Below are 25055 nucleotides of genomic sequence, written 5' to 3' on the forward strand. Positions count from 1 at the left end.
CCCGGCGGCGTCCCACCCTCGCGAACCACCCTTGTGCCCCCATCATCTGACACATCCTCATGCTCTGAGGTCCGCACGTACGAAGGAGCGCCCGCAGATGGACGACCTGGCCCGGCTCGCTGCCCAGTACGGAGTCGCCACCGACTACCGGCCCGCCGCGGACGTCACCGTCCCGGTGCCGGAGACCACCGTCAGGGCGGTCCTCGGGCTGCTGGGGGTGGTCACCGACGACGCGGCGAGCATCCGGGCGGGCGCCGAGTCCGCCGCACAGGAGGCGGCCGAGCGGCTGCTGCCGCCCACGGTGGTGCTCTGGCAGGGGGACCGGGTGGCTCCGGAGCCCGCCCCGCTGCCCCCGGGCAGCCGGGTGCGGGTGCTGGCCGAGGAGACGGGGGAGGCGCTCGCATGGGGCCCCGCGCTGCCGCTGGGCGTCCACCGGCTCATCGCCGAGGCGCCCGACGGGCGCAGCGCCGAGGCCACCTTGGTCGTGGCCCCGCAACGGGCCCCGGCCGCGCCCGGGCGGGCCCACGGGCTGCTCGTCCAGCTCTACTCCTTGCTCTCCGAGCGCTCCTGGGGCATGGGCGACCTCGGCGACCTCGCGGAGCTCGCCCGTTGGGCGGGCCGGACCCACGGCGCCGGGTTCATCCAGGTCAACCCGCTGCACGCGGCCGTGCCCGGGGCCCCGACCGACCCCTCCCCGTACCGGCCGTCCTCGCGGCGCTTCCCGGACCCCGTCCACCTGCGGATCGAGGACGTCCCCGAATACGCCGACTGCCCCGACCGCCGGGCCCTCGACGAGCTCGCCGCCCGTGGTGGGGAACTGCGCCGCCAGGTCCTGGAGAAGGGCGCGCTGATCGACCGAGACGCCGTCTGGGAACTCAAGCGGTCCGCCCTGGAACTGCTGTACGCCGTCCCGCGCACCCCCGAACGCGAAGCCGCCTACCGGGCGTTCTGTGCCGAACAGGGGGCTCCGCTGGACGTGCACGCCACCTGGTGCGCGGGGCACGCGGGGGAGGAGGACCCGAAGGAGCGGGCCGATTTCCACCGCTGGCTGGTCTGGCTGACGGACGGCCAGCTCGCCGCCGCCCAGCGGGCCGCCCGCGGGGCCGGCATGACGGTCGGCATCGTCCACGACCTCGCCGTCGGGGTGCACCCGCAGGGTTCCGACGTCTTCGGGTCGCCCTGCTACGCGCGGCACATCTCGGTCGGGGCCCCGCCGGACGCCTTCAACGCCCGCGGCCAGGACTGGGGGCTGCCGCCGTGGCGCCCGGACGTACTGGCCGCCACCGGCTACGCCCCCTTCCGGTCCCTGCTGCGGGGGGTGTTCCGCTACGCGGGCGCCCTGCGGATCGACCACGTGATGGGTCTGTTCCGGCTCTGGTGGATCCCGGAGGGGACCCCGCCCGCGGAGGGCGCGTACGTCAGCTACGACGGCGAGGCCATGCTGGCGATCCTGGTGCTGGAGGCCCACCGGGCGGGCGCCCTGGTCATCGGTGAGGACCTCGGGACGGTGGAGCCGCGGGTCCGTCAGGAGCTGGCCCGGCGCGGGGTGCTCGGCACCTCGGTGCTCTGGTTCGAGCGGGACTGGGACGGGGCCGGGGCCCCGCTGGCCGCACAGGCCTGGCGGGCCGACTGCCTGGCCACCGTCACCACGCACGACCTGCCGCCCACGGCCGCCAAACTCGCCGGGGGCCATGTGGAACTGCGCGACCGGCTCGGCCTGCTGACCCGCCCGGCCGAGCTGGAGCGCGTCGAAGACGCCGCGGACACCGCCGAGTGGCTGGAGCTGCTGGACGGCCTCGGACTGGACACCAAGGGCGAGGAGGCCGCCGTACGGGCCCTGTACGCCTTCCTGCTGCGCACCCCCGCGCGGCTGGTCGGCGTATGGCTGCCCGATGCGGTGGGGGACCGGCGGCCGCAGAACCTGCCGGGGACCTGGGACCAGTACCCCAATTGGCGGCTGCCGGTCGCCGATGCCGCGGGGCGGCCGCTGACCCTGGAGGAGCTCGTGTCCTCGCCCCGGGCGAACGCCCTGCTGAGCGCGGTGGGGGAGGGCGCACGGCCTCGTACGGCACCCCCGGGCGCGCGCCCCGTTTAGGTGTTCGCTACGTTTGCACCGTGGACAAGAAGAACGCTCTGCGCGCCGGCGCCGTCACGGCCGGAACCGCGCTGATGATGCTGCTGATGACGTCTCCCGCCCTCGCGCTTACCCGCGACGACGGTGACGACCCGGGTCCGGGCCTGAGCATCGGTGAGACGCTCGGCCTGTACGTGGCCCTGCCCCTGGTGATCTTCCTGGGCATCATCGGTCTCGTGATGGTCCTCGACAAGTCGTCGGACCGGAAGCCGAAGCAGGCCTGAGCCGGTCCGGCCCCACGGGGCCGGGACCAGTAGACCTTTCCGGGCGCCGGGGGTCCGCACCGCCGATTCGTTTCGACCGTGCGACGACCCCCGGCGCCTTGTCGTACCCTCAGACGGCGGCCAGGAGCCGGCGGAGCAGGCCGGTGAGCACGGCGACCTCGTCGTCGGTCAGCCCGGTGAGCGCGGCGCGCTGCACTTCCAGACCGGCGCCGACGGCCTCGTCGATGAGCGCGAGGCCGCGGTCGGTGATCGTCACCTGGAGCCCCCGCCGGTCGTGGGGATCGGGCTTGCGGTAGAGCAGCCCGGCCTTCTCCAGCTTGTCCAGACGCCCGGTCATGCCGCCCGTGGTGAGCATCAGGGTGGCCGAGAGCTGCCGGGGCGAAAGCGTGTAGGGCTCGCCCGACCGGCGCAGCGTGGCCACGACGTCGAACTCGCCGCGCGAGATGCCGAAGCGCGCATAGCGCTGCTCCATTGCGTCGCCCATGGCCTTGGCGATCCGGTAGATGCGTCCGAAGACGGCCATGGGGGCCGTCTCCAGGTCGGGGCGCACGGCGAACCACTGGGCCGTGATCGCATCCACTGCGTCCTTGTCGTCACTCATGCGTGCAGTATCCGGCTTCCCCGAGATCGTTCGCAAGAAAGTTGCTTGACGGTAAGTAGCTTAGCGATAAGCTACTTACCAGCAACCAAGTCCGGGGGGGAGGTCATGGCCGTGTTCATGAGGAAGACAGCCGCATCAGGGGAAGCGAAGGTCGCGGGGGAGCGGTCGCGGCTCCCCGGAATCGGCATCGGCTCGATCGGGACCGGTAGGCACGTCCCCTTCTCGCTGGTCTTCTTCCACCACGTCACCGGCCTCTCCCCCACCGTCGTCGGCCTGGTCATGACGGTGACCGGGCCGGTCGGGCCGGCGTTCGTGCCGCTGGCCGGCCCGGCCGCCGCCTGAGCCCCGCCGGTCCACCTGCCGGTCCACCCGCCGGCTTTCCCCGCCGGTCCTCCCGCCCGCTCGCCCGTCAGATCCAGGAGCCACCCGCCATGAAGCGCTTAGCCACCGTCGCCCTGACCGCACTCGCCCCCATCTCCTGGGGCTCCACCTACGCCGTGGCCACCGAGCTGCTGCCGCCCGACCGGCCGCTGTTCACCGGAGTGATGCGGGCCCTGCCCGCCGGACTGCTGCTGACCGCCCTGGCCCGCACCCTGCCCAAGGGTCAGTGGTGGTGGAAGTCCGCCGTCCTCGGCATCCTCAACATCGGCGCCTTCTTCCCGCTCCTGTTCCTCTCCGCCTATCGGCTCCCCGGCGGGGTCGCGGCCGTACTGGGCGCCGCCGGCCCGCTGTTCGTCGTAGGGCTGGCCGCGCTCGTCCTCGGGGAGCGGGCGAGCCTGCGCACCGTGCTCGCCGCCGTCGTCGCGGCGTTCGGCGTGAGCATGGTCGTCCTGACCGCCGAGGCCCGGCTCGACGCGGTCGGCATCGTCGCCGGTGTGATCTCCTCCGCCTCCATGGGTGCCGGCACCGTGATGACCAAGCGCTGGGGCCGCCCCGAGGGCGTGGGCCCGCTGGCGATGACCGGCTGGCAGCTCACCGCGGGCGGACTGTTCATCATTCCGGTCGCCGCCCTCGTCGAGGGCGCCCCGCCCGCGCTCGACGGCAAGGCCTTCCTCGGCTACGGCTACATGATGCTGATCAACACCGGGATCGCGTACTGGCTCTGGTTCCGCGGCATCGGAGCCCTCAGTGCCACCTCGGTCACCCTGCTCGGCCCGCTTTCCCCGCTCACCGCCGCCGTCATCGGCTGGGCCGCCCTCGGGCAGGCGCTCTCGCCGATCCAGCTCGTCGGGATGGCGATCGCCTTCGGGGCCACCGTCGCCGGTCAGCTGGCCGCCGCCCGCAAGCCCCGATCGTTCAGTTCTCCTGAAAAGAATGATCAGAACATTTCGATGGACCTGACGGATGAGGCGGTGCGACGGTAGTCCACACACCCCACCAGCCCACCCCGAGGAGCAGACCCACAGTGGCCGTCATGGACCGCGTCCGTACCGTCTCGCAAGCCGAGCCCGGCAGCACCGGAAAGAAGGGTGCCGCCGGGCTCGGCGTACTCCTCGCCCTGCTCGCGACGGTCGTCTGGTCCGGCAGCTTCGTCGCCACCCGGGGCATGGCCGAGACCGTCCCGCCCGTCCAGGCGGTCTTCTGGCGCTGGATCATCGCCCTCCTCGCCGTCGCCCCCTTCGCCGCCCGCCAGGCCTGGCAGCAGCGGGCCCTGATCCGGCGCCACCTCGGCTTCGTCGCCTTCGCCTCACTGTTCGGCGTCACCCTCTACAACACGCTCGTGCACCAGGCCGGACTAACCACCTCCGCCTCCAACATGGGCATGATCATGGCCGCCTCGCCCGTCATCATGGCGCTCTACGCCCGCCTCGGCGGCGAACGGCTCGGCAAGCGGCGGACCTTCGGCATGCTGCTCGCCGCCTTCGGAGTGCTGCTGCTCGTCGGGGACGGCTCGCTCGGCTTCGACTTCGGCGCCGGCGACCTGTGGATGTTCGCCGCCGCCCTCTCCTTCGCCACGTACAGCGCCCTGCTCAAGCGCAAGCCCGCCGAACTCGGCGGAGCGGCCTTCCTGATCACCACCTTCGTGCTCGGCGCGCTGATGCTGGCACCCGCCTACGCCGTCTCCGTATCCGTCCAGGGCGGCTTCGAGGCCACCACCGGGACGGTCGGACCGCTGCTGTACGTCGGGGTGTTCTCCTCTGCCGTCGCCTTCTTCGCCTGGAACAAGGCCGTCTCGATGATCGGGGCGGCCCGCGCGGGAGTCGTCTACTACCTCCAGCCGGTGTGCGTGGCCGGGCTCGGCCTCCTGCTGCTGGACGAGCGGACCGGACCGGCGCAGCTGCTCTGCATGGCGCTCATCCTCGGAGGGGTCGGGCTGGGGAGTGCCCGGCGGTAGGTTCGGGCCCATGACCGAGTGGGACATCAAGAAGCTGCGGATCTTGCGGACCCTCGCCGAACAGGGGACCGTGACCGCCACGGCCGAGGCGCTCCACATGACGCCCTCGGCCGTTTCGCAGCAACTGACGAACCTCGCCCGGCAACTGGGCGTGGTGCTGCTGGAGGCCGAGGGCCGCCGGGTGCGGCTCACGGACGCGGCCCACCTCGTCCTGCGGCACGCGGAAGCGGTGTTCGCACAACTGGAGCGGGCCGACGCGGAACTGGCCGGATACCTCGCCGGGGACACCGGCGAGGTACGGGTGGGAGCGTTCTCCACCGCCGTACCGGCGCTCGTGGTCCCCGCGGTGGCCGCGCTGCGGCGGACCCGTCCCGGGGTGGAGGTCCGGGTCCGGGAGACGGAAGCCGCCGAGGCCTACCAGCTCCTGTCGGCCGGGCACGTGGACCTGGCGCTGTCCCTCACGGCCCACGCACCGACCGCGCGCGATCCCCGGTTCACCCGGGTCGTGCTCCTGGAGGACCCGCTGGACGTGGCCCTCCCGCCGAGCCACCCGCTGGCGGCCGCGCCCGACCTGCGGCTGGCGGACCTGTCCGGCGACCCGTGGATCTACGGGGGCAGCGGACCCTGGTCGGAGATCGCCCGGTCCGCGTGCGAGGCGGCGGGCTTCGTCCCGGAACAGGCGCACTCGGCGTCCGGCTGGACCGCGATCCTGGCCATGGTCGAGGCGGGGATGGGGGTGGCGCTGGTACCCCGGATGGTGTCGAGCCGCGCCTCGGGCGTGGCCGTCCGGGTGCTGTCGCGGGACCGCCCGACGCGGCACGTGCTCGCCGCGGTCCGGCGCGGTGCCGAGTCCGCGCCCGCGCTGTCCCACGTCCTGACCGCCCTGCGCGAGGTGGCGTCGGCCCGGCGGTAGGGGTCCGGGACTCCGCCCCGGACCCCGTACGTGCGCTCCGCGCCCGTGCCCTCAAACGCCGGGCGGGCTGGATCTTCCAGCCTCGCCCAGGGGCCCCTCCCAGCGGTAGCTGGGGGAGTTTGAGGCGCGGGGTCCGGGGCGGAGCCCCAGGCGCGGAGCCGCACCCGCGGGAGGAGTTGCTCCCACGGGTGCGGGCAGAGCCCGGGGGCCCTTACGCCTGAGCGGCAGCGGCGGCGTCGGCGGCCTGGGCCTTCAGGGCGCGCTCGACGCCCGCGCGGGACTCCGAGATCAGACGGCGCAGGGCCGCGTTCGGCTCGGCCGAGGCCAGCCACGCGTCCGTCGCGTCCAGCGTCGCCTGCGAGATCTGGAGCGTCGGGTAGAGGCCCACCGCGATCTGCTGGGCGATCTCGTGGCTGCGGGTCTCCCAGACCTCCTTGACCGCCGAGAAGAACTTCTCGGTGTACGGGGCCAGCAGCTCGCGCTGGTCGGTCTGGATGAAGCCGCCGATCACGGCCTCCTGCACCGCGTTCGGCAGGTCGCCGGACTCCACCACCGAGGCCCACGCCTCGGCCTTGGCCTCCGCCGTCGGGCGCGCCGCCCGGGCGGTCGCCGCGTGGCGCTCGCCGGCCGCCGTGGCGTCCCGCTCCAGCTCCGCGGCGATGGCCGGCTCCCCGGCGACGCCCGTCGCGGCGAGCCGCTCCAGGAAGGCCCAGCGCAGCTCGGTGTCGACGGCCAGGCCCTCGATCTCCGCCGCGCCGTCCAGCAGCGCCGACAGGTAGGTCAGCTGCCCCTCGGTGCGGGCGCTGGCCGCGAAGGCACGCGCCCACGCCAGCTGGTGGTCGCCCGCCGGCTCGGCGCCGCGCAGGTGCTCCAGGGTGGCCTCGGTCCAGGCCGCCAGGCCCTCCTCGCGCCACGCCGGGTCGGCGTACAGGTCGATGGCCAGTTTCACCTGGCGGTGCAGCGACTGCACCACGCCGATGTCGGACTCCTTGCCGATGCCCGAGAGGACCAGCGCGAGGTAGTCGCGGGTGGCGAGCTCGCCGTCACGCGTCATGTCCCAGGCCGAGGCCCAGCACAGGGCGCGCGGCAGGGACTCGGCGAAGTCGCCGATGTGCGCGGTGACGGTGGCCAGGGACTCCTCGTCCAGGCGGACCTTCGCGTACGACAGGTCGTCGTCGTTCAGCAGGAAGACCGCCGGACGGGTGCGGCCGACCAGCTCCGGCACCGTGGTGAGCGCGCCGTCGATGTCCAGCTCGATCCGGTCGGTGCGCACGAGGGCGCCGTCCTGGAGCTCGTACAGGCCCACCGCGATGCGGTGCGGGCGCAGGGTGGACTCGCCCTTGGCGCCGGCGGGCAGCGCAGGCGCCTCCTGGCGGATGCCGAAGGCGGTGATCACACCGTTCGCGTCGGTGGTGACCTCCGGGCGCAGGATGTTGATGCCGGCCGTCTCCAGCCACGCCTTCGACCAGGCGGCCAGGTCGCGGCCCGAGGTTTCCTCCAGGGCGCCCAGCAGGTCCGACAGGCGCGTGTTCCCGAACGCGTGCGCCTTGAAGTACGCCTGTACGCCCTTGAAGAAGGCGTCCGTCCCGACGTAGGCGACGAGCTGCTTGAGCACCGAGGCGCCCTTGGCGTACGTGATGCCGTCGAAGTTGACCATGACGTCGTCGAGGTCACGGATGTCGGCCATGATCGGGTGCGTGGACGGCAGCTGGTCCTGCCGGTACGCCCAGGTCTTCATGGAGTTGGCGAAGGTGGTCCACGCGTGCGGCCACTTCGAGCCCTCCGCGTACGCCTGGCAGGCGATCGACGTGTACGTCGCGAAGGACTCGTTCAGCCACAGGTCGTTCCACCACTCCATGGTGACCAGGTCGCCGAACCACATGTGGGCGAGCTCGTGGAGGATGGTCTCCGCGCGCACCTCGTACGCCGCGTCCGTCACCTTCGAGCGGAAGACGTACTGGTCGCGGATGGTGACCGCGCCCGCGTTCTCCATGGCGCCCGCGTTGAACTCCGGGACGAAGAGCTGGTCGTACTTGGCGAAGGGGTAGTCGTAGGCGAACTTCTCCTGGAACCAGTCGAAGCCCTGCCGGGTGACGTCGAAGATCGCGTCCGCGTCGAGGAACTCGGCGAGCGAGGGGCGGCAGTAGATGCCGAGCGGGACGGACTGGCCGTCCTTGCCCTCGTAGGAGCTGTGCACGGAGTGGTACGGGCCGACGATCAGCGCGGTGATGTACGAGGAGATGCGCGGGGTCGGCTCGAAGCGCCAGACGTTGTCCTTGACGTTCGCGGCCTCCGGCGTCGGCGAGTTCGAGATGACCGTCCAGCCCTCGGGGGCCGTCACGGTGAACTGGAACGTGGCCTTCAGGTCGGGCTGCTCGAAGCTGGCGAAGACCCGCCGCGCGTCCGGAACCTCGAACTGGGTGTAGAGGTAGGCCTGCTGGTCGACCGGGTCGACGAAGCGGTGGAGGCCCTCACCGGTGTTCGTGTACGCGCAGTCCGCGACGACGCGGAGCTCGTTGGCCCCGGCCGCCAGGTGGCGCAGGGCGATCCGGGAGTCGTGGAAGACCGCCGCGACGTCCAGCGACTTGCCGTTGAGGACGACCTCGTGCACGGCCGGTGCGACCAGGTCGATGAAGGTCTCGCCCCCGGCCTCGGCCGACTGGAAGCGCACGGTGGTCACGGACGGGTAGGTGCCACCCTCCTGTGCGCCGCTGAGATCGAGTTCGATCTCGTAGGAGTCGACGGTCAGCAGCTTGGCCCTCTGCTGAGCCTCTTCACGGGTGAGATTCGTGCCAGGCACGCGTTCATCTCCTTCGATGGTGACGTTGCCCGGCCATCCTGCCATCCGGACAGCGCCACTGCCCCGGACTAATCCACGGGCGAAAAAACGCGCGCGGGGGCGGCACCGTGACGGTGCCGCCCCCGCGTCGGACGAGCGGGATCAGCCGCGCAGCTCCTCGGCCACGAGCTCGGCGATCTGCACCGCGTTCAGGGCCGCGCCCTTGCGCAGGTTGTCGCTGGAGAGGAACAGCGCGAGGCCGTTCTCCACGGTCTCGTCGGAGCGGATGCGCCCCACGTAGGAGGCGTCCTTGCCCGCCGCCTGCAGGGGGGTCGGGATCTCCGAGAGCTCGACGCCCGGGGCGTCCTTCAGCAGCTCGTAGGCGCGCTCGACGCTGATCGGGTTCGCGAAGCGGGCGTTGACCTGCAGGGAGTGGCCGGCGAAGACCGGCACGCGCACGCAGGTGCCGGAGACCTTGAGCTCGGGGATCTCCAGGATCTTGCGGGACTCGTTGCGGAGCTTCTGCTCCTCGTCGGTCTCGAAGGAGCCGTCGTCGACCAGGTTGCCCGCGAGCGGGACCACGTTGTAGGCGATCGGGCGCTTGTAGACGGCGGGCTCGGGGAACTCCACCGCGTCGCCGTCGAAGGTCAGCTGGTCGGCGGTCTCGGAGACCGCGCAGGCCTGGCCCTTGAGCTCGGCCACACCGGCCAGACCCGAGCCGGAGACGGCCTGGTAGGTGGTGGCGACCAGCGCGGTCAGGCCGGCCTCGTCGTGCAGCGGGCGCAGCACCGGCATCGCGGCCATGGTGGTGCAGTTCGGGTTCGCGATGATGCCCTTGGGGCGGTTCTTGACCGCGTGCGGGTTGACCTCGGAGACCACGAGGGGGACCTCCGGGTGGCTGCGCCAGGCGGAGGAGTTGTCGATCACGACGGCGCCCTGCGAGGCGACCTTCTCGGCGAGGGCCTTGGAGGTGGCGCCGCCCGCGGAGAAGAGCACGATGTCCAGGCCCGCGTAGTCGGCCGTGGAGGCGTCCTCGATGGCGATCTCCCGGCCCTCCCACTCGATCGTCGAGCCGGCGGACCGGGCCGAGGCGAACAGGCGCAGCTCGTCCACCGGGAACTTGCGCTCGGCGAGGATGCTGCGCATGACTCCGCCGACCTGACCGGTGGCTCCGACGATTCCGACCCTCACGGTGACTCCTTTTGGTACGTACGACGCGGGCGCGCGTGGAGCCATCATGCGTTCGACCCCACGAGCCTTGTCCAATCCATTGTCCGAGGTGCGGACGGTGTCCTGAATGTGAACCCCCGTGGCGAGTTCGTGGCGGGCCTGTTGCGGGGCCCCTGAACACCCGTTTTGCCTGGTCGGAGCCGGTTAGCGTCCAGTCTGTCGTGACCGCTATCCGGACATGACCGACCGCAGAACGAACCATCGATTCGGGGAGATCCACCGTGCGCGCCATCCGCCACCGCCGCCGGTCCATACCGGCGCTCGCCGCCCTCGCGGCCGCCGCCGTCGCCGCGCCCGTCCTGCTGACCGCCGCGCCGGCGGCCGCCCATCCGCGCGAGGGCCGGCTGGCCAAGGAGCTGGTGCCGGAGGTCACCGCCAAGGGCGCCCACCGCCACCTGAAGAAGTTCCAGCAGATCGCCGACGCCAACGGCGGCAACCGCGCCGCCGGTACGCCGGGCCACGCGGCCTCCGCCGCCTACGTGTACGACACGCTGAAGAAGGCCGGGTACCAGGTCTCGTACCAGGACTTCGACATCTACGAGGCGCACACCAAGGTGGAGAGGACCACCGTCCTCGGTCAGGGCTCCCGCGAGCTGGCCACCGCCGCGTTCACCTTCACCCGGTCCACCCCGGCCGGCGGCCTGGCCGCGCCGCTCGCCCTGGCCCGGGTCGACGAGACCCCCGGCTGCACGGCCGACGACTACCCGGCCGGTGCCTTCGCCGGAAAGATCGCCCTGGTCAAGCGGGGCGCGTGCACCTTCGTGGAGAAGCAGCGGGCCGCCGCCGCGGCCGGCGCGGTCGGCGTCATCGTCTACAACCACAGCGGGACGACCCCGGTGCGCGGCGGGTTCTCCTCGCCCGCCGAAGGGATCATCCCGAGCGCCGGCATCACGCTGGCCGACGGCGAGGCGCTGACCGCGGCCGCCGCGCAGGGCGAGGTGAGCGTGCGACTGGAGCTGGACCAGGAGCACGTGAAGAGGACCACCCGCAACGTGATCGCCGAGACCCGGGGCGGGCGGTCCGACCGCGTGGTCACCGTGGGCGCCCACCTGGACTCGGTACCGGAGGGTCCGGGCATCAACGACAACGGCTCCGGTTCGGCCGGGCTGCTGGAAGTGGCCCTGAAGCTCGCGGACGAGGGCGCCAACAAGAAGGGCAAGGGGCCCGCCAACAAGGTCCGCTTCGGCTGGTGGTCGGCGGAGGAGCTGGGCCTGCTGGGCTCGGAGCACTACGTCGCGCAGCTGTCCGAGAAGCAGAAGAAGGACATCGCGCTGTACCTGAACTTCGACATGATCGCCTCGCCGAACCCGGTGCAGTTCGTCTACGACGGGGACGACTCGGACAAGACGGGTGCGGGCGCGGGACCGGCGGGCTCGGCCCAGATCGAGGCGCTGATCAACGGCTTCCTCGACAAGAAGGGCAAGCCGCACGAGGGCAGTGACTTCGACGGCCGCTCCGACTACGGCCCGTTCATCGCGAACGGCATCCCGGCGGGGGGCACCTTCACCGGCGCCGAGGGCATCAAGACCGTCGAGCAGGCGGGGCGCTACGGCGGTACGGCCGGGGTCCCGTACGACCCGAACTACCACGGGAAGGGGGACGACCTGAAGAACCTGGACCTGAAGGTCTTCGACACCAACCTGGACGTGATCGCGCACGCGGTCGGCACCTACGCCGAGTCGCTGCGCTCGCTCGGCAAGTAGCGGATCAGGGGGAACGGCCCGAGGGGGCGGTGCTCGTCAGAGCGCCGCCCCCTCGGGGTTTTCCGTACCGCAGGTTCCTACGGGAGGACCTTCTCGATCTGCACGCTGCCGGTGCCGGCGGCGGTGCCGCGGGCGTTGAGCAGCTGGACCTGGCCGAAGAACTGACGGCCCTCGGGGGCCGCGCTGCTGACCAGGACGTTCGCCGAGACCTGCGCGGTGGCGCCGGTGGCGAGGTTCACCGCGGCGGCCTCGTCGACCTGGACGGAGCCCAGGGCGGACGAGAAGAACACGTCACGGTAGTCGTACGTGGTGGAGCCGGACGGGATCGCGTAGCCGATCACCTTGACGGTGTAGGTGCCCGCGGCCGGGTTCACCAGGCTCACGGCCTCCTCGGAGTCGCCGTCGGCGGCCGAGCCGACCTTGATGCCGTCCTTGTAGACCTCGAGGTCGAGGTCGGCGGCGGTGTCGGACACCTTGCCGATCGCGACGTCGAGGCGCGAGGTGCCCGCGGGGACCGCGATCTCGGTGGACTGGGTCTGACCGGGGGCGATGGTCGGCTTGGCGACCTTCGCGGAACCGAGCGGACCGCCGGCGAGCTTGCCGCCGGAGATGGCCGCGCCGGCGTTCTTGACGCTCCACTGGACCGGGGCGGGGGTGCCCTGCTTCGCCTCGGGCAGGACCTTGACCGCGGGGTCGAAGGTCGCGCCGAGCACGGAGACGTCGAGCTTGAACGGGTTGTCGAGCACCGGCGACGTACGGCGGGCCTCGACCTCGATCTCCCAGACGCCCGGGGTCGGCTCGGGGTACGAGCGGACGTCGGGGCGGCAGGTGTTGGCCGGGTTGTCGTAGTTCGGGTAGCAGTTGGTCGTGGCCGTCGGGTCGACCGGCGTTCCGTGCGGGTGGATCGCGATGAAGCGCGTCTGGGCGCCCGCCGCGAGACCGCCGAGGGCGACCTCGAGGCTCTTGGCACCCGGCGGGACCGTCACGAAGTACGACTTGTGGCTGTTGCGCTGCACCGAGGAGCTGTCGGACAGGGTGAACGACGGCGCGGCCAGGGGGGCGGCGGCCACGACGGTCGTCAGGATCTGCTTGTCGATGCCCTCGGTGGTCTCGTCGTCCAGCTGCAGGATGCCGCTGTGGACGCCGGCCGTCTTGGCGTTGGCCTCGACCTTGATGGTGACGGGCTTGTTCAGCGGCAGGGTGACGTAGTCGTAGCCGCCGATGACCTTGAAGGTCCCGTCGTTGTTGCGCCAGCTCAGGTCGTGCCGCGTGCCGTACTTGACGCCCGTGGTGCGGGTGACGACGACGTTGTAGACCTTCTTCTGGCCGACCTTGAGGCCGCCCTCGCGGTCGTACAGGCCGGTGCCGAAGCCCGGGGTCTTCAGGAACTGGTCGAGCGCGGTGTCGACCGGCGCCTTGACGGTGAACTCGTTGGCCTTCGCGTCGCGCTGGATGGACTCCCACGCGCCGGGGATGTCGATCAGACCCGAACCCTGCGCGTGCGCGGGGACGTTGTCGATCTTCTTGGCGGCCGTGGTGAGCGCGACCCGCAGCGAGGCCGGCGTCAGCTTGATGTTGTGCTGCTTGGCGGCCGAGATCAGCAGGGCGCTGGCGCCCGCGGCCTGCGGCGAGGCCATCGAGGTGCCCTGGAGCATGCCGTAACCGGCCGGCAGGGTGTAGCCGGCCTCCTTCACCGGGGCGCCGGGCAGCCAGGTCTGGATGGTGTTGATGGCCGCGCCGGGGGCGCTGATGGTCGGCGTGAAGCCGCCGTCCTCACGCGGACCGCGCGAGGAGAAGGGGAACATGTTGTACTTCGTGCTCACACCGGAGCCGTAGTTGGCGGCCCAGGTCTCCTTGGAGACCGACGCGCCCACGGAGATGACCTTGTCCGCGAGGGCGGGGTCGCCGATGGTGTTGACGCCCGGGCCCGAGTTGCCGGCCGAGATGACCAGCTGGACGCCGTAGGTGTCGATGAGGTTCTTGTAGAGCTCGGAGCGCGCGTTGTTGCCGTCGTTCAGCGCCGGCAGGCCACCGATGGACATGTTGACGATGTCCACGCCGCGGTTGACGACGAGGTCGATCATGCCCTCGGTCAGCGCGACGTTGGTGCAGCCGCCGGACCACGAGCAGGCGCGCGAGGAGACGAGCTTGGCGCCGGGCGCCTCGCCGTTCATCTGGCCGCCGAAGAGGCTGTTGGCGGCGGTGATGCCGGCGACGTGCGTGCCGTGCTCGGACTCGATGATGCCGACGTTGACGAAGTCGGCCTTCTTGCCGACCCAGTCGCCGCCCAGCGGGTCCATCGGGACGTTCTTGCGGATCTCGATCACGAACGGGATGCGCTCGGCGACGTCGGTCGCCGGGTTGTCCGTGCCGAAGTAGCCGATCTGGTAGCCGTCCTTGTACGGCTTCATCGGCTCGTTGTTCGTGAAGTCGCCGTCCTGGTCGGTGTCGACGCGGACGGTGCCGGCGGCGGCGTCGTAGAGCAGGCCGAACCGGTCGGTGGTGTCCCCGTCGCGGTTGACGTCGCCCTTCATGTCACCGGCGGCGGTGATCGACTCGCTGAAGCGGCTCCACTGGAAGCTGCCCTCCGGGGCCTTCCAGCTCTGGCCGCCCGCGGTGAAGGTGCCGCCGCTGGAGGTGACCGGATTGATCTGCGGGCGCCAGGTGGCGTCGTTGTCGGTGATCGGGTCGGTGGCCGTCACCCAGTCGACGATCTTGCGCTCGCCGGTGGTGGTCTTCTGCAGGGCCGGGTGACCGAGGTCGATGCCCGAGTCCATGATCCCGATGGTCACTCCGCGGCCGTCGGCCTGCGGGTTGTCCTTCACGAAGTCGACCGCACCGGTCTCGAAGGACGGGTTGTACGGGTTCTTCGCGGGGGTGTTCTTGTCCGGCGCCGCGTAGGTCTCGGCGGCGGTCTTCTTCACCGTGCCGGTCTCGCGGTCCGATTCGGGGCGCGGGTCCGGCAGCTGGATCTCGTGCCGCAGGTCGATGCCGTGCACCGAGGACAGCTTGGTGGCCGCCTTCAGCGCGGCCTCGGCCTTGTCGGTGGGCAGGGTGGCGCGCACGTAACCGAGGTTGTCGTACGTCTGGCCCACCGAGGCACCCTGGACCGAGCCGAGCTGGTCCGCCACCTGCTTGGTCTGGCCGGGGGCGGTCGCGACCATGACGGTGACGTTCGCGTCACCCTTGGCCTTGGCCTCCTGAAGCAGTTCGGCGTCGGCCGAACCGAGCTTCTGGTCGGCGGACTTGACCGCGGGCGTGGTGCCCGGGGTGTCCGCGCCGGTCGCCGCGAAGACGGGCCCGGCGCCGGTGGCCGCGAGAGCGGCGACCAGCCCGGCCGCGGCCGCGACGCGCGCGACGCGTCTGGCCCCGGATATGGAACTGGGGGATTCGAGGGTCATCAGCATCCCTGGTAAGTGAAAGATACGGTCCGGATTTCGGTGCCGGATGACCGGTCAGCTTGGCCTAAGCGACAGCTCTTTGGGGAGAGTTGTCATTGACCGAGACCTGCCATGGCGGAACCTCGCCAGCGCGAAGAATGCGCCAGCACGGCCTTACCGGGGCACAGTGGTGCGAACCGCAGGGACTGATCGATCGATTTATCGACTTGGCGGCCATGCGTCAGCACCGGGACGCGGTCGCGTTCCGGTGCAGGTGTGACAGATTTCGCGCGCTCAGCGCTCGCGCGTGCGCGCGTAGTGGCGCGAGGCTTTCGCCCGGTTTCCGCAGGCGGCCATCGAGCACCAGCGCCGCGTGCCGTTGCGCGAGGTGTCGTGGAAGTGCAGGACGCAGGTCTCGGAGGCGCACTTGCGGATCCGGTCGGGCGCGGTGCTCAGCAGGTCCAGGTAGTTCCGGGCGGCCGTCCAGGCGGGCCCCCAGGTCGGATCGTCGAACTCGGCGCGCTCGCCCGGCCCGTCAGCGGTCAGGGTGGCGCGGATGCGGCCGTGCTCCAGCACGGCGTCGACCAGGGTGCGGGCGCTCTCGTCGGTCGGGTCCGCGACCGCGCGGGCCAGGGCCTCGCGGGCGGTCAGGAGGTGGACGAGGGTGGCCGCATCCGCGCGGAAGCGATCGGCCAGGCCGGTGCTCTCCAGCCAGACCGCCAGCCCCTGTACCCGGGTGAGCCCGGCCGCGCCGGCGAAGAGGTCCAGTGGTTCGCCGTCTGCGACCCAGCGGGTGTTGAGCAGGTCGAGGGCGACCGGCTCCCCGGTCAGGGGTCGTGGATCCGCCGCCGTCATGTCGCTGGAGTCCTTCTCGTCGATTGGCTAACCCCTCAAGGTTACGTGAGCGGTTGACGCCCGCGTATCTAACCTTTAATCTTGACGTGAAAGGTTAGATGTGATCGTGGGAAGGATACTCCGATGTCCGGGGCGTACCACTGGGGCGCGCTGGCCGTGCAGGAGCGGGTCGGCGTACGGGACCTCGCCGAGCGCGTCGGCCGCTCGATCGGCACGGGCGTACGGGACGTCGCCGCGGCCTTCTTCGGGCTCCAGCCGCACCTGGTCGTCGGCGCCGCCGACGGCGCGGGGCGGGTGTGGGCCTCCCTGCTCACCAGTGCGCCCGGTTTCGTACGGGCCACCGGGCCGGACCGGGTCGCGGTCGCCGGCGGTCCACCGGCGGGAGATCCGCTCGCCGAGGCGCTGGCCACGGCCGGGACCCGGGTCGGGACCATCGCGCTCGACCCGCGCACCCGGCGCCGGATGCGGTTGAACGGGACCCTGGAGGTGACGCGGGGAGGCTTCGCCGTCGAGGTCGAACAGGTCTTCGGCAACTGCCCGAAGTACCTGCAGGCGCGGCAGCCGCTGGAGCTCGTCCGGCAGGGGCCGGGTGTGGTGCGGCGCGGGGAGGCGCTGACCCCCGGCCAGCAGCGGGCCGTACGCGCCGCCGACACCTTCTTCGTCGCCACCACGGCGGAGGCGGACGGGGTCGACGCCAGTCACCGGGGCGGGCTGCCGGGCTTCGTGGAGGTGCTCTCGCCGGTCGAGCTGGCCTGGCCGGACTACGCCGGCAACGCCATGTTCTTGACGCTGGGGAACCTGACGGCCGACCCGCGGGCGGGGCTGCTCTTCCCGGACTGGGAGAGCGGGGCGGTCCTTCAGCTCAGCGGCCGGGCCCGGACGGAGTTCGGGGCCGACGGGAGCCGCCGCACCCGCTTCCGGGTGGAGTCGGTGGTGGAGGCGCTGCATCCAGGTCGGCTGCTCTGGAGCGCCCCGGAATACTCGCCTCACCTGGGCAGGACCACCAGGTAGGCGGCGGGTTCCCGGTCGTCGGCGGCCGTCAGGGCGGTCCGGATGACCGCGGCCTGCTGCTCGGGCCAGTCGCGGAGCTTGCGCGGGGTGATGTGGATGACGGTCACCCCGAGCCGCTCCAGCGTCTCGCGCTTGCGCACGGACTCCGACCACTGCTCGTCTTCGCCCTGGCGCGGGGCGCGGGTGTCGATCTCCACGGCGACGGACTGCTCGGGCCAGTACGCGTCGACCCCGCCGAGGTGCGGGCCACCGGGCAGGCGCAGGTCGACGTTCCAGGCCGGGTCGGGGAGCTCGCAGCCGCGTACGAGGTGGTACAGCCGGTCCTCGGCGATGGCCCGGCCCTCCGCGAGCAGCGACTCGACCGCATCGACCACGTGCGGCCGGTTCAGCAGCCGGGCCACCGTCAGCTCCCGTACGACGGCGGCCGGTTCGCAGTGCCCGCCGCGAACGGCCTCGCTCAGCAGGCGGCGTACGGTGCCTGCGTCGGAGAGCTGGGTGACGGCGTCGGCGACGGCCCGCGCGACGGGTGCCACCGGCAGTCCGGTCACCTCCTGGGGCCTCGGCGGGGTGTGCGTCCGTACGATCCGCACGTCCCCGGTGGAGCGCAGCCGCCGGGTGCCGGGCACCAGGACGTCGATGTGCGGGAGGGCGAGCAGCGGGGGCGCCGAGCCGAACCGGTACAGGGCGAGCGCCGCCAACCCGGTGATCATGGCCTCGTCGCCGCGTCGCCCCGCGTACAACAGCGCCGCGTGCAGCCGCTCCTCGCTGGTCGCCGGCCCGGAGTGGAGCAGGAACACCCCGGGCAGGATCTGCTGCCAGGGCCGCTCGGCCGCGTCGGAAGCGGTGACGCCGTGCTCGCGCAGCTGGGCGAGGGTCAGCACGCGGGGGCGGCTACCGGTGAGGTGGGCGAGGGGGAGGGGCGCGTTGTGGTTCATGACGCGGTGATTCCCGCGGGCCGCGGCCCTGCTAACCCCTGTTACGCGCTCGTCGACAAATCCGGACAAGCCAGGGCTAAAGTACGGGCGTTCGACTGCCGATGGAGTGCGCCCGTATGGGGGACCAGGCCCGGCGCCGTTTCCCGGGCTCTGGACCCGGTCCTCAAACGCCGGACGGGCTGAATGCTCAGCCTCGCCGGCGTTTGAGGCGCGGGGTCTGGGGCGGAGCCCCAGCAGCGGAGCCGCGGGATTACTGGCCCGCCGCCTCGTCGCAGCGCTGCGCGGCAAGGGCCCGGGCCAGGTCGTCGCGCGACTCCAGCACCAGGCGGCGCAGGGCCGGCGGAGCCGAAGGGTGGGAGGACAGCCAGGCGTCCGTCGCCGAGACGGTGGACTCCGAGTCCTGGAGCGACGGGTACAGCCCCTTCACCACGTCCATGCCGATCTGGATCGACCGGTCCGCCCACAGCCGTTCGATCACCTCGAAGTAGCGCCCCGCGTGGCCCGCCAGCAGGCCCCGCTGCGAAGGCTGCTGCATGCCCGCGATCGTTGCCTCGACCAGCGCGTTGGACAGCGCGTCCGATTCGACCACCGCCGCCCACGCCTGGTCCTTCACCGCCTGCGAGGGCCGCGCCGCCAGGCACCGCACCTGGTGCCGCTTGCCCGAAGCCGTGTCGTCGCGCGCCAGTTCGGCGGCGAGCACGGCCTCGTCCACCGCCCCGTGCGCGGCCAGCGGCAGCAGGAAGTCCCAGCGCAGCTCCTGGTCCACCTCCAGCCCGTCGATCCGCGCCGAGCCCTCCAACAGCCCCAGCAGCAGCTGGAAGTCGTCCTCCGTCGCCGCGCTCGCGGCGAAGAAACGGGCCCACGTCAGCTGGTGTTCCGACCCCGGCGCCGCGACCCGCAGCTCGTGCAACGCGCCCGCCGCGAGCTCCCGCCCGCCCTGCTCGCGCCAGGCGGGCGCCGCGTAGTGGGTGACCGAGGTCAGGGCCTGCGCGTGCAGCATCTGCAGGACGCCGACGTCGCTCTCGCGGCCCGCGTGCGCGAGGACCAGCGAGACGAAGTCGCGCGCCGGCAGCAGGCCGTCGCGCGTCAGGTTCCACAGCGCCGACCAGCTCAGCGCCCGGGCGAGGGGGTCCGTGAGGTCACCGAGGTGCGCCCGCAGCGTGGCCATCGAGCCCTCGTCGAAGCGGATCTTGCAGTAGGTGAGGTCCTCGTCGTTGACCAGGACCAGGTCGGGCCGCTCCGCGCCCGCCAGTTCCGTGACGACCGTCCGCACTCCCGACACGTCCGCGTCGGCCCGCGCGTAGCGCACCAGCGCCCCGTCGGAATCCAGCCGGTACAGGCCCACCGCGACCCGGTGCGGGCGCAGCTCGTCACCTTCCTGCACGACCGCCAGTTCCGTCACCCGGCCGCCCGCGTCGTAGGCGATCACCGGGGTCAGCGCGTTCACGCCGGCGGTCTGCAGCCAGGCCCGCGACCACTGCGCCATGTCCCGCCCGGAGACCTCCGCGAGCACCGACAGCAGGTCGTCGAGCGTGGTGTTCCCGTACGCGTTGGCCTTGAAGTAGCGCCGGGCGCCCTCCAGGAAGGCCTCCCGCCCCACGTAGGCGACCAGCTGCTTGAGCACCGCCGCGCCCTTGGCGTAAGTGATGCCGTCGAAGTTCAGCTTGGCGTCCTCCAGGTCACGGATGTCGGCCGTGATCGGGTGCGTGGACGGCAGCTGGTCGGCCCGGTAGGCCCACGCCTTGCGGTTGTTGGCGAAGGTGACCCACGCCTGGTCGAAGCGGGTGGCCTCCACCAGTGCGAAGGAGCCCATGAAGTCCGCGAAGGACTCCTTCAGCCACAGGTCGTCCCACCACTTCATGGTGACCAGGTCGCCGAACCACATGTGCGCCATCTCGTGCAGGATCGTGTTCGAGCGGCGCTCGTAGGAGGCCTTCGTGACCTTGCCGCGGAAGATGTACTCCTCGCGGAAGGTCACCATCCCCGGGTTCTCCATCGCGCCCAGGTTGTACTCGGGCACGAAGGCCTGGTCGTACTTTCCGAAGGGGTACGGGTAGTCGAAGATCTCGTGGAAGAGGTCGAAGCCCTGCTTGGTGATCAGGAAGACGTCATCGGCGTCGAAGTGCTTCGCCAGTCCCTTGCGGCACATCGCGCCCAGCGGGACGGTCAGGTCCCCGCGCGTGTAGGAGTCCGTCACGTAGTGGTAGGGGCCCGCGACCACGCACGTGATGTACGTGGAGATCGGCGCGGTCTCCGCGAACCGCCAGACGCCCGCTTCGCGGGACTCCTCCGCACCGTTGCTCCACACCTGCCAGCCCTCGGGAGCCGTCACTTCGAAGCGGTACGGGGCCTTCAGGTCGGGCTGTTCGAAGTTCGCGTACACCCGCCGCGCGTCGGCCGGCTCGTACTGGGTGTAGAGGTAGACCTCGCCGTCCTCCGGGTCCACGAAACGGTGCAGGCCCTCGCCGGTCCGGCTGTACGCGCAGTTGGCGTCCACCACGAGGACGTTCTCGGCGGCCAGGCCGTCGAGGGAGATCCGGGCGCCGTCGAAGACGGCGGCCACGTCCAGCGCGCGCCCGTTCAGGGTCACGGCGTTCACCGAGGGCGCGATCAGGTCCGCGAAGGTGGAAGTGCCGGTGCCCGCCGCCCGGAAGCGGATCGTGGTCACCGAGCGGAAGGTCCGCGGACCCTCGGCCGGTTCGGCCTCGTCCACCGCGGACCGGATGTCGAGGACCACCTCGTACCCGTCGACGGACAGCAGCTCGGCCCGCTCGCGGGCCTCGTCGCGGGACAGATTCTCTCCGGGCACGTGCACTCCTTCGTGCGTGGTCGCGTTCTTGCGTCGAATCCTCGCACGAGGGAATGCGCGCCACCCGGTACTGGTTGGTGACGGGGGACCTGAGCCCAGTGATGCCCTTGTGCGACCCATGCAGATACCGAGGAGAGACATGACCGACACCCAGGAGCGCGAGAAGACCCCGGTCGACTTCTGGTTCGACCCGCTGTGCCCTTGGGCCTGGATGACGTCCCGTTGGATGGTCGAGGTCGAGAAGGTCCGCGACGTCGAGGTCCGCTGGCACGTGATGAGCCTGGCGGTGCTCAACGAGAACAAGCTCGACGAGCTGCCCGAGGTCTACCGCGAGCTGCTCGGCCCCAAGGGCTGGGCCCCGGTGCGCGTGGTGATAGCCGCCCAGCAGAAGCACGGTGAGGAGGTCACCGGCAAGCTCTACACCGCGCTCGGCACCCGCATACACAACGACGAGAAGGGCCCGACCCGCGAGGTGATCGCCGAGGCGCTGGCCGAGGTCGGCCTGCCGGCCGAGCTGCTCGCGTACGCCGACTCGGACGAGTACGACGAGGTGCTGCGGGCCTCGCACAACGACGGGATCGACCGGGTGGGCCAGGAGGTCGGCACCCCGGTGATCTCCGTTCCGGGTGCCGAGGGCGACGTCGCCTTCTTCGGTCCGGTCGTCACCCCGACCCCGCGCGGCGACGCGGCCGCCCGGCTCTGGGACGGCACCCTGCTCGTCGCCTCGACCCCGGGCTTCTACGAGATCAAGCGCACCCGTACCAAGGGTCCTTCCTTCGAGTAGGACCGGCCGCCGCACCACACAGAAGACCCCCGTGAGTCACGTCCTCACGGGGGTCTTCCGTTCGACACGCCCGCCGGTGAAGGTTGAGAAGACGATCACGAGGCGGACGGGTTCGTGGTGCTGCGATCAGCCCTTGGCGGGGATCAGCAGCGGGGTGTTCGCCTTGGCGTCGGCGTAGCGCTTGGACACGTCCTGCCAGTTGACGACGTTCCACATCGCCTCGATGAAGTCCACCTTCTGGTTCTTGTACTGAAGGTAGAAGGCGTGCTCCCAGGCGTCGAAGACCAGGATCGGCGTGCTGGCGACGCCCACGTTGCCCTGGTGGTCGTAGACCTGCTCGACGACCAGGCGGCCGCTGACGGGCTCGTACGCGAGCACGCCCCAGCCGGAGCCCTGGGTGGCGGAGGACGCGAAGGTCAGCTGCTTCTTGAACTTCGCGAAGGAGCCGAAGGACTCGGTGATCGCGTCGGCCAGGTCGCCCAGACCGTCGGCCGCGGTGGGCTCGCCGCCGCCCTCGCCGGTCTTCGGGCTCGCCATGTTGTGCCAGTAGATGCTGTGCAGGATGTGGCCGGAGAGGTGGAACGCGAGGTTCTTCTCCAGGCCGTTGAGGGCGCCCCAGTTCTCCTTGTCGCGCGCCTCCGCCAGCTGCTCCAGCGTGTTGTTGGCGCCCGTGACGTAGGCCGCGTGGTGCTTGTCGTGGTGCAGTTCGATGATCTGCGGGTTGATCACCGGCTCCAGCGCCGCGTAGTCGTACGGAAGCTCAGGAAGCGTGTAGATGGCCATGCGTGTTTTCCGGTCCCCTCGGCGTGCCAATCGCTAATTGCAATTAATGCGCAACTGCACGCTAGCAGCATCTATTCCTCTGCTCACGTAAGGGTTACCTCTCTTGTCGGGACCTCCGGAACGCCGGAGGCCGGGCCCATGCGATCGCATGAGCCCGGCCCCTGACGTGCCGTTCGGTGCGGGTGTTACGCCGCTGCGCCTGCCGCCGATGTCCGGCGCTGCAGGACGTATCCGGTCACCGCGAGGGCGACGGTGAGCCCGCCGGTGAAGACCACCTGGACGCGCGTGTCCTCGCCCAGGGCCATCAGCACCAGCACCGCGGCCACCCCAGCCAGCGCCACCCAGGTTAGGTAGGGGAAGCCCCACATCTTCACGACCAGCTTCTCGGGGGCCTCGCGCTCCAGCCGGCGGCGCAGCACGAACTGCGAGACGGCGATGAAGCCCCAGACGATCAGGATGACCCCGCCCACCATGTTCAGCAGCCAGGCGAACAGGGTGTCCGGGTACCAGTAGGACAGCAGCACCGTGACGAAGCCGAAGCCGCAGGAGGCGAGGACCGCCCGGCGCGGCACCCCGCCGTCGACCTTGCCCAGCGCCTTGGGGCCCTGGCCGCGGGAGACGAGGGAGTAGGCCATCCGCGAGGAGCCGTAGATGTTGGCGTTCATCGCGGACATGAGGGCGATCAGGATGACCACGTTCATGATCTCGCCGGCCGCCGGGATGCCCAGGCGGTCCAGGGTCGCGGCGTAGGGGCCGTCCGCCGTGACGGCCGGGTCGTTCCACGGCAGGAGGGTGACGATGACCAGCATGGAGCCCACGTAGACGATCGCGATCCGCCACATGGTGGTCCGCACGGCCGTGGCCACGCCCTTGACCGGGTCCTCGGACTCGGCGGCCGCGATGGTCACCGTCTCCAACCCGCCGTACGCGACGACGGAGGCCAGCAGGCCGACCAGCAGGCCGTCCACGCCGTGGGGCAGCAGGCCGCCGTCGTGCAGCAGGTTGGCGGAGCCGGGGGCGTCGGTGCCGGGCAGCAGGCCGAGCACGGCCAGCACGCCCAGGCCCAGGAAGAGCGCGATCGCGCCGATCTTGAGGGCGGCGAACCAGAACTCGAACTCGCCGAAGTTCGAGACGGCGGCGAGGTTGGAGCCGCAGAACACCGCCATGAAGACCAGCACCCACATCCAGGAGGGGGTGCCCGGGAACCAGCCGGTCACGATGTGCGCCGCGCCGATGGCCTCGATGGCCACGCCCACGCAGAGCAGGATCCAGAACATCCAGCCGGCGGTGAATCCGGCCCAGGGCCCGATCGCCCGCTCGGCGTGCACGGAGAAGGACCCCGAGGCGGGGTTGGCGGCGGACATCTCGCCGAGCATCCGCATCACGAACATCACGAGCAGCCCGGACGCCGCGTAAGCGAGCACGATCGAGGGACCTGCGGCGGCGATGCCGGCTCCGGAGCCGACGAAGAGTCCGGCGCCGATGACACCGCCGAGGGCGATCATCGAGAGGTGGCGCTGCTTGAGTCCGTTGCCGAGGGGCGAACCGGCGCCGGTCTGCGGCGCTTCGGGGGGTGTCAGGGTGCTCTGGCTCATTTGCGCCAGTCTGCCGAGCGTCCGATCGCCGGACATTCTGCGTCCGATATTCGGACGACGGCTTCACGGTTCGTGATCACGCCCGTACGCTCACGGCGACGTCGCAGCCACCGGATGCGGCGGACGCACCGGATCGAGGGGGCAGTTGATGGGCCGGACCGTGACAGGACTTCGTAGCACCGGCCGGGGCGTACTCGTCACCGGCGCTTCCCGGGGGATCGGCCGGGCGATCGCGGCCGCCTTCGCCCAGCGAGGCGACCGGGTCGCCGTGCACTGCTCGGCCCGGCGCGCGGACGCCGAGGAGACCCTCGCCTCGCTGGAAGGGGAGGGGCATGCGCTGGTCGCCGCGGACCTCGGTGACCCGGCCGGCGTCGAGACCCTGGCGGCCGAGGCGGAGGAGGCGCTCGGCGGCGTGGACGTCCTGGTCAACAACGCCGCCGTCATGGTCGCCCACCCGCTGCCGGACACCTCGTACGAGGGCTGGCAGGAGGCCTGGCGGCGGACCGTCGACGTGAACCTCCTCGGCTCCGCCAACCTGAGCTACTGCGTCGCGCGCCGCATGATCGAGTCGGGCCGCGAGGGACGCATCGTCAACATCGGCTCGCGCGGCGCCTTCCGGGGCGAGCCCGACCACCCGGCCTACGGCGCGACCAAGGCCGCGGTCCACGCCCTGGGCCAGTCCCTCGCCGTGTCCCTCGCCCCGCACGGCATCGCCGTCGCCTCCGTGGCCCCCGGCTTCGTCGCCACCGAGCGGGTCGCAGGGCGACTGGAGGGGCCTGAGGGCGCCGGCATCCGGGCGCAGAGCCCCTTCGGCCGCGTCGCGGACCCGGAGGAGATCGCCTCCGCCGTGCTCTACCTGGCCTCCCCCGAGGCGGTCTGGAGCTCGGGCACGGTCCTCGACGTCAACGGGGCCTCCTACCTGCGCACCTGAGAACGGCAGGACCCCCGCGCCGTCGGCACGGGGGTCCTGTTCGTCCGGTTCTG

General features: G+C 71.4%; 19 protein-coding genes. 10 read left to right on the forward strand and 9 right to left on the reverse strand.

Annotated elements, in window-relative coordinates:
* Window positions 1-97 precede the first annotated feature (97 nt).
* Window positions 98-2095, forward strand: a complete 1998-nt coding sequence (locus OG207_RS28090) for a 4-alpha-glucanotransferase (RefSeq protein WP_329102003.1) — start codon at window positions 98-100, stop codon at window positions 2093-2095.
* Between the two features lie 20 nt (window positions 2096-2115).
* Window positions 2116-2358: a hypothetical protein gene (locus OG207_RS28095; RefSeq protein WP_329102005.1), complete on the forward strand. Its 243-nt coding sequence runs from the start codon at window positions 2116-2118 to the stop codon at window positions 2356-2358.
* A 109-nt stretch (window positions 2359-2467) separates the two neighbouring features.
* On the opposite strand, the gene OG207_RS28100 is transcribed toward OG207_RS28095, so the two are convergent.
* Window positions 2468-2959 carry a MarR family winged helix-turn-helix transcriptional regulator gene (locus OG207_RS28100; protein WP_329102007.1) on the reverse strand — a complete coding sequence of 164 codons (492 nt, stop codon included), beginning with the start codon at window positions 2957-2959 and terminating at the stop codon, window positions 2468-2470.
* 117 nt (window positions 2960-3076) lie between these two features.
* Between OG207_RS28100 and OG207_RS28105 the strand changes: the two genes are divergently transcribed.
* The 4 genes from OG207_RS28105 (at window position 3077) to OG207_RS28120 (ending at window position 6207) form a co-directional block, all read left to right on the forward strand.
* On the forward strand, window positions 3077-3301 hold the full coding sequence (locus tag OG207_RS28105; RefSeq protein ID WP_329102009.1) for a hypothetical protein: 225 nt from the start codon (window positions 3077-3079) through the stop codon (window positions 3299-3301).
* A gap of 89 nt (window positions 3302-3390) precedes the next feature.
* Complete coding sequence (locus OG207_RS28110) at window positions 3391-4323, forward strand: EamA family transporter (protein WP_329102010.1); 933 nt, start codon at window positions 3391-3393, stop codon at window positions 4321-4323.
* Window positions 4324-4364: 41 nt separating this feature from the next.
* The gene (locus OG207_RS28115; protein WP_402695059.1) at window positions 4365-5294 is read left to right on the forward strand and encodes a DMT family transporter; all 930 of its coding nucleotides are present in this window, start codon (window positions 4365-4367) and stop codon (window positions 5292-5294) included.
* Between the two features lie 10 nt (window positions 5295-5304).
* Window positions 5305-6207, forward strand: a complete 903-nt coding sequence (locus OG207_RS28120) for a LysR family transcriptional regulator (protein WP_329102015.1) — start codon at window positions 5305-5307, stop codon at window positions 6205-6207.
* A 211-nt stretch (window positions 6208-6418) separates the two neighbouring features.
* On the opposite strand, the gene pepN (OG207_RS28125) is transcribed toward OG207_RS28120, so the two are convergent.
* Both pepN (OG207_RS28125) and OG207_RS28130 read right to left on the reverse strand, forming a co-directional pair.
* Window positions 6419-9007 carry an aminopeptidase N gene (gene pepN / locus OG207_RS28125; RefSeq protein ID WP_329102017.1) on the reverse strand — a complete coding sequence of 863 codons (2589 nt, stop codon included), beginning with the start codon at window positions 9005-9007 and terminating at the stop codon, window positions 6419-6421.
* Window positions 9008-9148: 141 nt separating this feature from the next.
* Window positions 9149-10177 carry an aspartate-semialdehyde dehydrogenase gene (locus tag OG207_RS28130; protein ID WP_329102019.1) on the reverse strand — a complete coding sequence of 343 codons (1029 nt, stop codon included), beginning with the start codon at window positions 10175-10177 and terminating at the stop codon, window positions 9149-9151.
* Between the two features lie 260 nt (window positions 10178-10437).
* Here OG207_RS28130 and OG207_RS28135 point away from each other — a divergent pair, with 260 nt between their 5' ends.
* The gene (locus OG207_RS28135; protein WP_329102021.1) at window positions 10438-11919 is read left to right on the forward strand and encodes a M28 family metallopeptidase; all 1482 of its coding nucleotides are present in this window, start codon (window positions 10438-10440) and stop codon (window positions 11917-11919) included.
* 77 nt (window positions 11920-11996) lie between these two features.
* Here the strand turns inward: OG207_RS28135 and OG207_RS28140 are convergent, their stop codons facing one another.
* Complete coding sequence (locus tag OG207_RS28140; protein WP_329102023.1) at window positions 11997-15320, reverse strand: S8 family serine peptidase; 3324 nt, start codon at window positions 15318-15320, stop codon at window positions 11997-11999.
* Window positions 15321-15593: 273 nt separating this feature from the next.
* Window positions 15594-16154, reverse strand: a complete 561-nt coding sequence (locus tag OG207_RS28145) for a CGNR zinc finger domain-containing protein (RefSeq protein ID WP_329102024.1) — start codon at window positions 16152-16154, stop codon at window positions 15594-15596.
* Window positions 16155-16277: 123 nt separating this feature from the next.
* Here OG207_RS28145 and OG207_RS28150 point away from each other — a divergent pair, with 123 nt between their 5' ends.
* Window positions 16278-17165, forward strand: coding sequence for a pyridoxamine 5'-phosphate oxidase family protein (locus tag OG207_RS28150; protein ID WP_329102026.1), 888 nt, complete (start codon window positions 16278-16280; stop codon window positions 17163-17165).
* Here OG207_RS28150 and OG207_RS28155 read toward each other — a convergent pair.
* Window positions 17141-18100, reverse strand: coding sequence for a hypothetical protein (locus tag OG207_RS28155; RefSeq protein ID WP_329102028.1), 960 nt, complete (start codon window positions 18098-18100; stop codon window positions 17141-17143). The genes OG207_RS28150 and OG207_RS28155 overlap by 25 nt on opposite strands.
* 250 nt (window positions 18101-18350) lie before the next feature.
* Window positions 18351-20909, reverse strand: a complete 2559-nt coding sequence (gene pepN / locus OG207_RS28160; RefSeq protein ID WP_329102031.1) for an aminopeptidase N — start codon at window positions 20907-20909, stop codon at window positions 18351-18353.
* Between the two features lie 139 nt (window positions 20910-21048).
* On the opposite strand from pepN (OG207_RS28160), the gene OG207_RS28165 reads away from it, so the two are divergent.
* On the forward strand, window positions 21049-21693 hold the full coding sequence (locus tag OG207_RS28165) for a mycothiol-dependent nitroreductase Rv2466c family protein (protein WP_329102034.1): 645 nt from the start codon (window positions 21049-21051) through the stop codon (window positions 21691-21693).
* 126 nt (window positions 21694-21819) lie between these two features.
* On the opposite strand, the gene OG207_RS28170 is transcribed toward OG207_RS28165, so the two are convergent.
* Together OG207_RS28170 and OG207_RS28175 are read right to left on the reverse strand one after the other, a co-directional pair.
* Window positions 21820-22476, reverse strand: coding sequence for a superoxide dismutase (locus tag OG207_RS28170; protein WP_030016698.1), 657 nt, complete (start codon window positions 22474-22476; stop codon window positions 21820-21822).
* A 185-nt stretch (window positions 22477-22661) separates the two neighbouring features.
* Window positions 22662-24071, reverse strand: a complete 1410-nt coding sequence (locus OG207_RS28175; RefSeq protein WP_329102037.1) for an amino acid permease — start codon at window positions 24069-24071, stop codon at window positions 22662-22664.
* Window positions 24072-24219: 148 nt separating this feature from the next.
* Between OG207_RS28175 and OG207_RS28180 the strand changes: the two genes are divergently transcribed.
* Window positions 24220-25002 carry an SDR family NAD(P)-dependent oxidoreductase gene (locus tag OG207_RS28180; protein ID WP_402695060.1) on the forward strand — a complete coding sequence of 261 codons (783 nt, stop codon included), beginning with the start codon at window positions 24220-24222 and terminating at the stop codon, window positions 25000-25002.
* The last annotated feature ends 53 nt before the right edge of the window (window positions 25003-25055 follow it).

The organism is Streptomyces sp. NBC_01439, assembly GCF_036227605.1.
In the GTDB taxonomy this organism is placed as follows: Bacteria; Actinomycetota; Actinomycetes; order Streptomycetales; family Streptomycetaceae; genus Streptomyces.

Bases quoted from the DNA above. Each gene is read 5' to 3' on its own strand.
- OG207_RS28090 (WP_329102003.1), top strand. From the start codon at position 98: ATGGACGACCTGGCCCGGCTCGCTGCCCAGTACGGAGTCGCCACCGAC.
- OG207_RS28100 (WP_329102007.1), bottom strand. From the start codon at position 2,959: ATGAGTGACGACAAGGACGCAGTGGATGCGATCACGGCCCAGTGGTTC.
- OG207_RS28105 (WP_329102009.1), top strand. From the start codon at position 3,077: ATGAGGAAGACAGCCGCATCAGGGGAAGCGAAGGTCGCGGGGGAGCGG.
- OG207_RS28110 (WP_329102010.1), top strand. From the start codon at position 3,391: ATGAAGCGCTTAGCCACCGTCGCCCTGACCGCACTCGCCCCCATCTCC.
- OG207_RS28120 (WP_329102015.1), top strand. From the start codon at position 5,305: ATGACCGAGTGGGACATCAAGAAGCTGCGGATCTTGCGGACCCTCGCC.
- OG207_RS28140 (WP_329102023.1), bottom strand. From the start codon at position 15,320: ATGACCCTCGAATCCCCCAGTTCCATATCCGGGGCCAGACGCGTCGCG.
- OG207_RS28145 (WP_329102024.1), bottom strand. From the start codon at position 16,154: ATGACGGCGGCGGATCCACGACCCCTGACCGGGGAGCCGGTCGCCCTC.
- OG207_RS28150 (WP_329102026.1), top strand. From the start codon at position 16,278: ATGTCCGGGGCGTACCACTGGGGCGCGCTGGCCGTGCAGGAGCGGGTC.
- OG207_RS28155 (WP_329102028.1), bottom strand. From the start codon at position 18,100: ATGAACCACAACGCGCCCCTCCCCCTCGCCCACCTCACCGGTAGCCGC.
- OG207_RS28165 (WP_329102034.1), top strand. From the start codon at position 21,049: ATGACCGACACCCAGGAGCGCGAGAAGACCCCGGTCGACTTCTGGTTC.
- OG207_RS28170 (WP_030016698.1), bottom strand. From the start codon at position 22,476: ATGGCCATCTACACGCTTCCTGAGCTTCCGTACGACTACGCGGCGCTG.
- OG207_RS28175 (WP_329102037.1), bottom strand. From the start codon at position 24,071: ATGAGCCAGAGCACCCTGACACCCCCCGAAGCGCCGCAGACCGGCGCC.
- OG207_RS28180 (WP_402695060.1), top strand. From the start codon at position 24,220: ATGGGCCGGACCGTGACAGGACTTCGTAGCACCGGCCGGGGCGTACTC.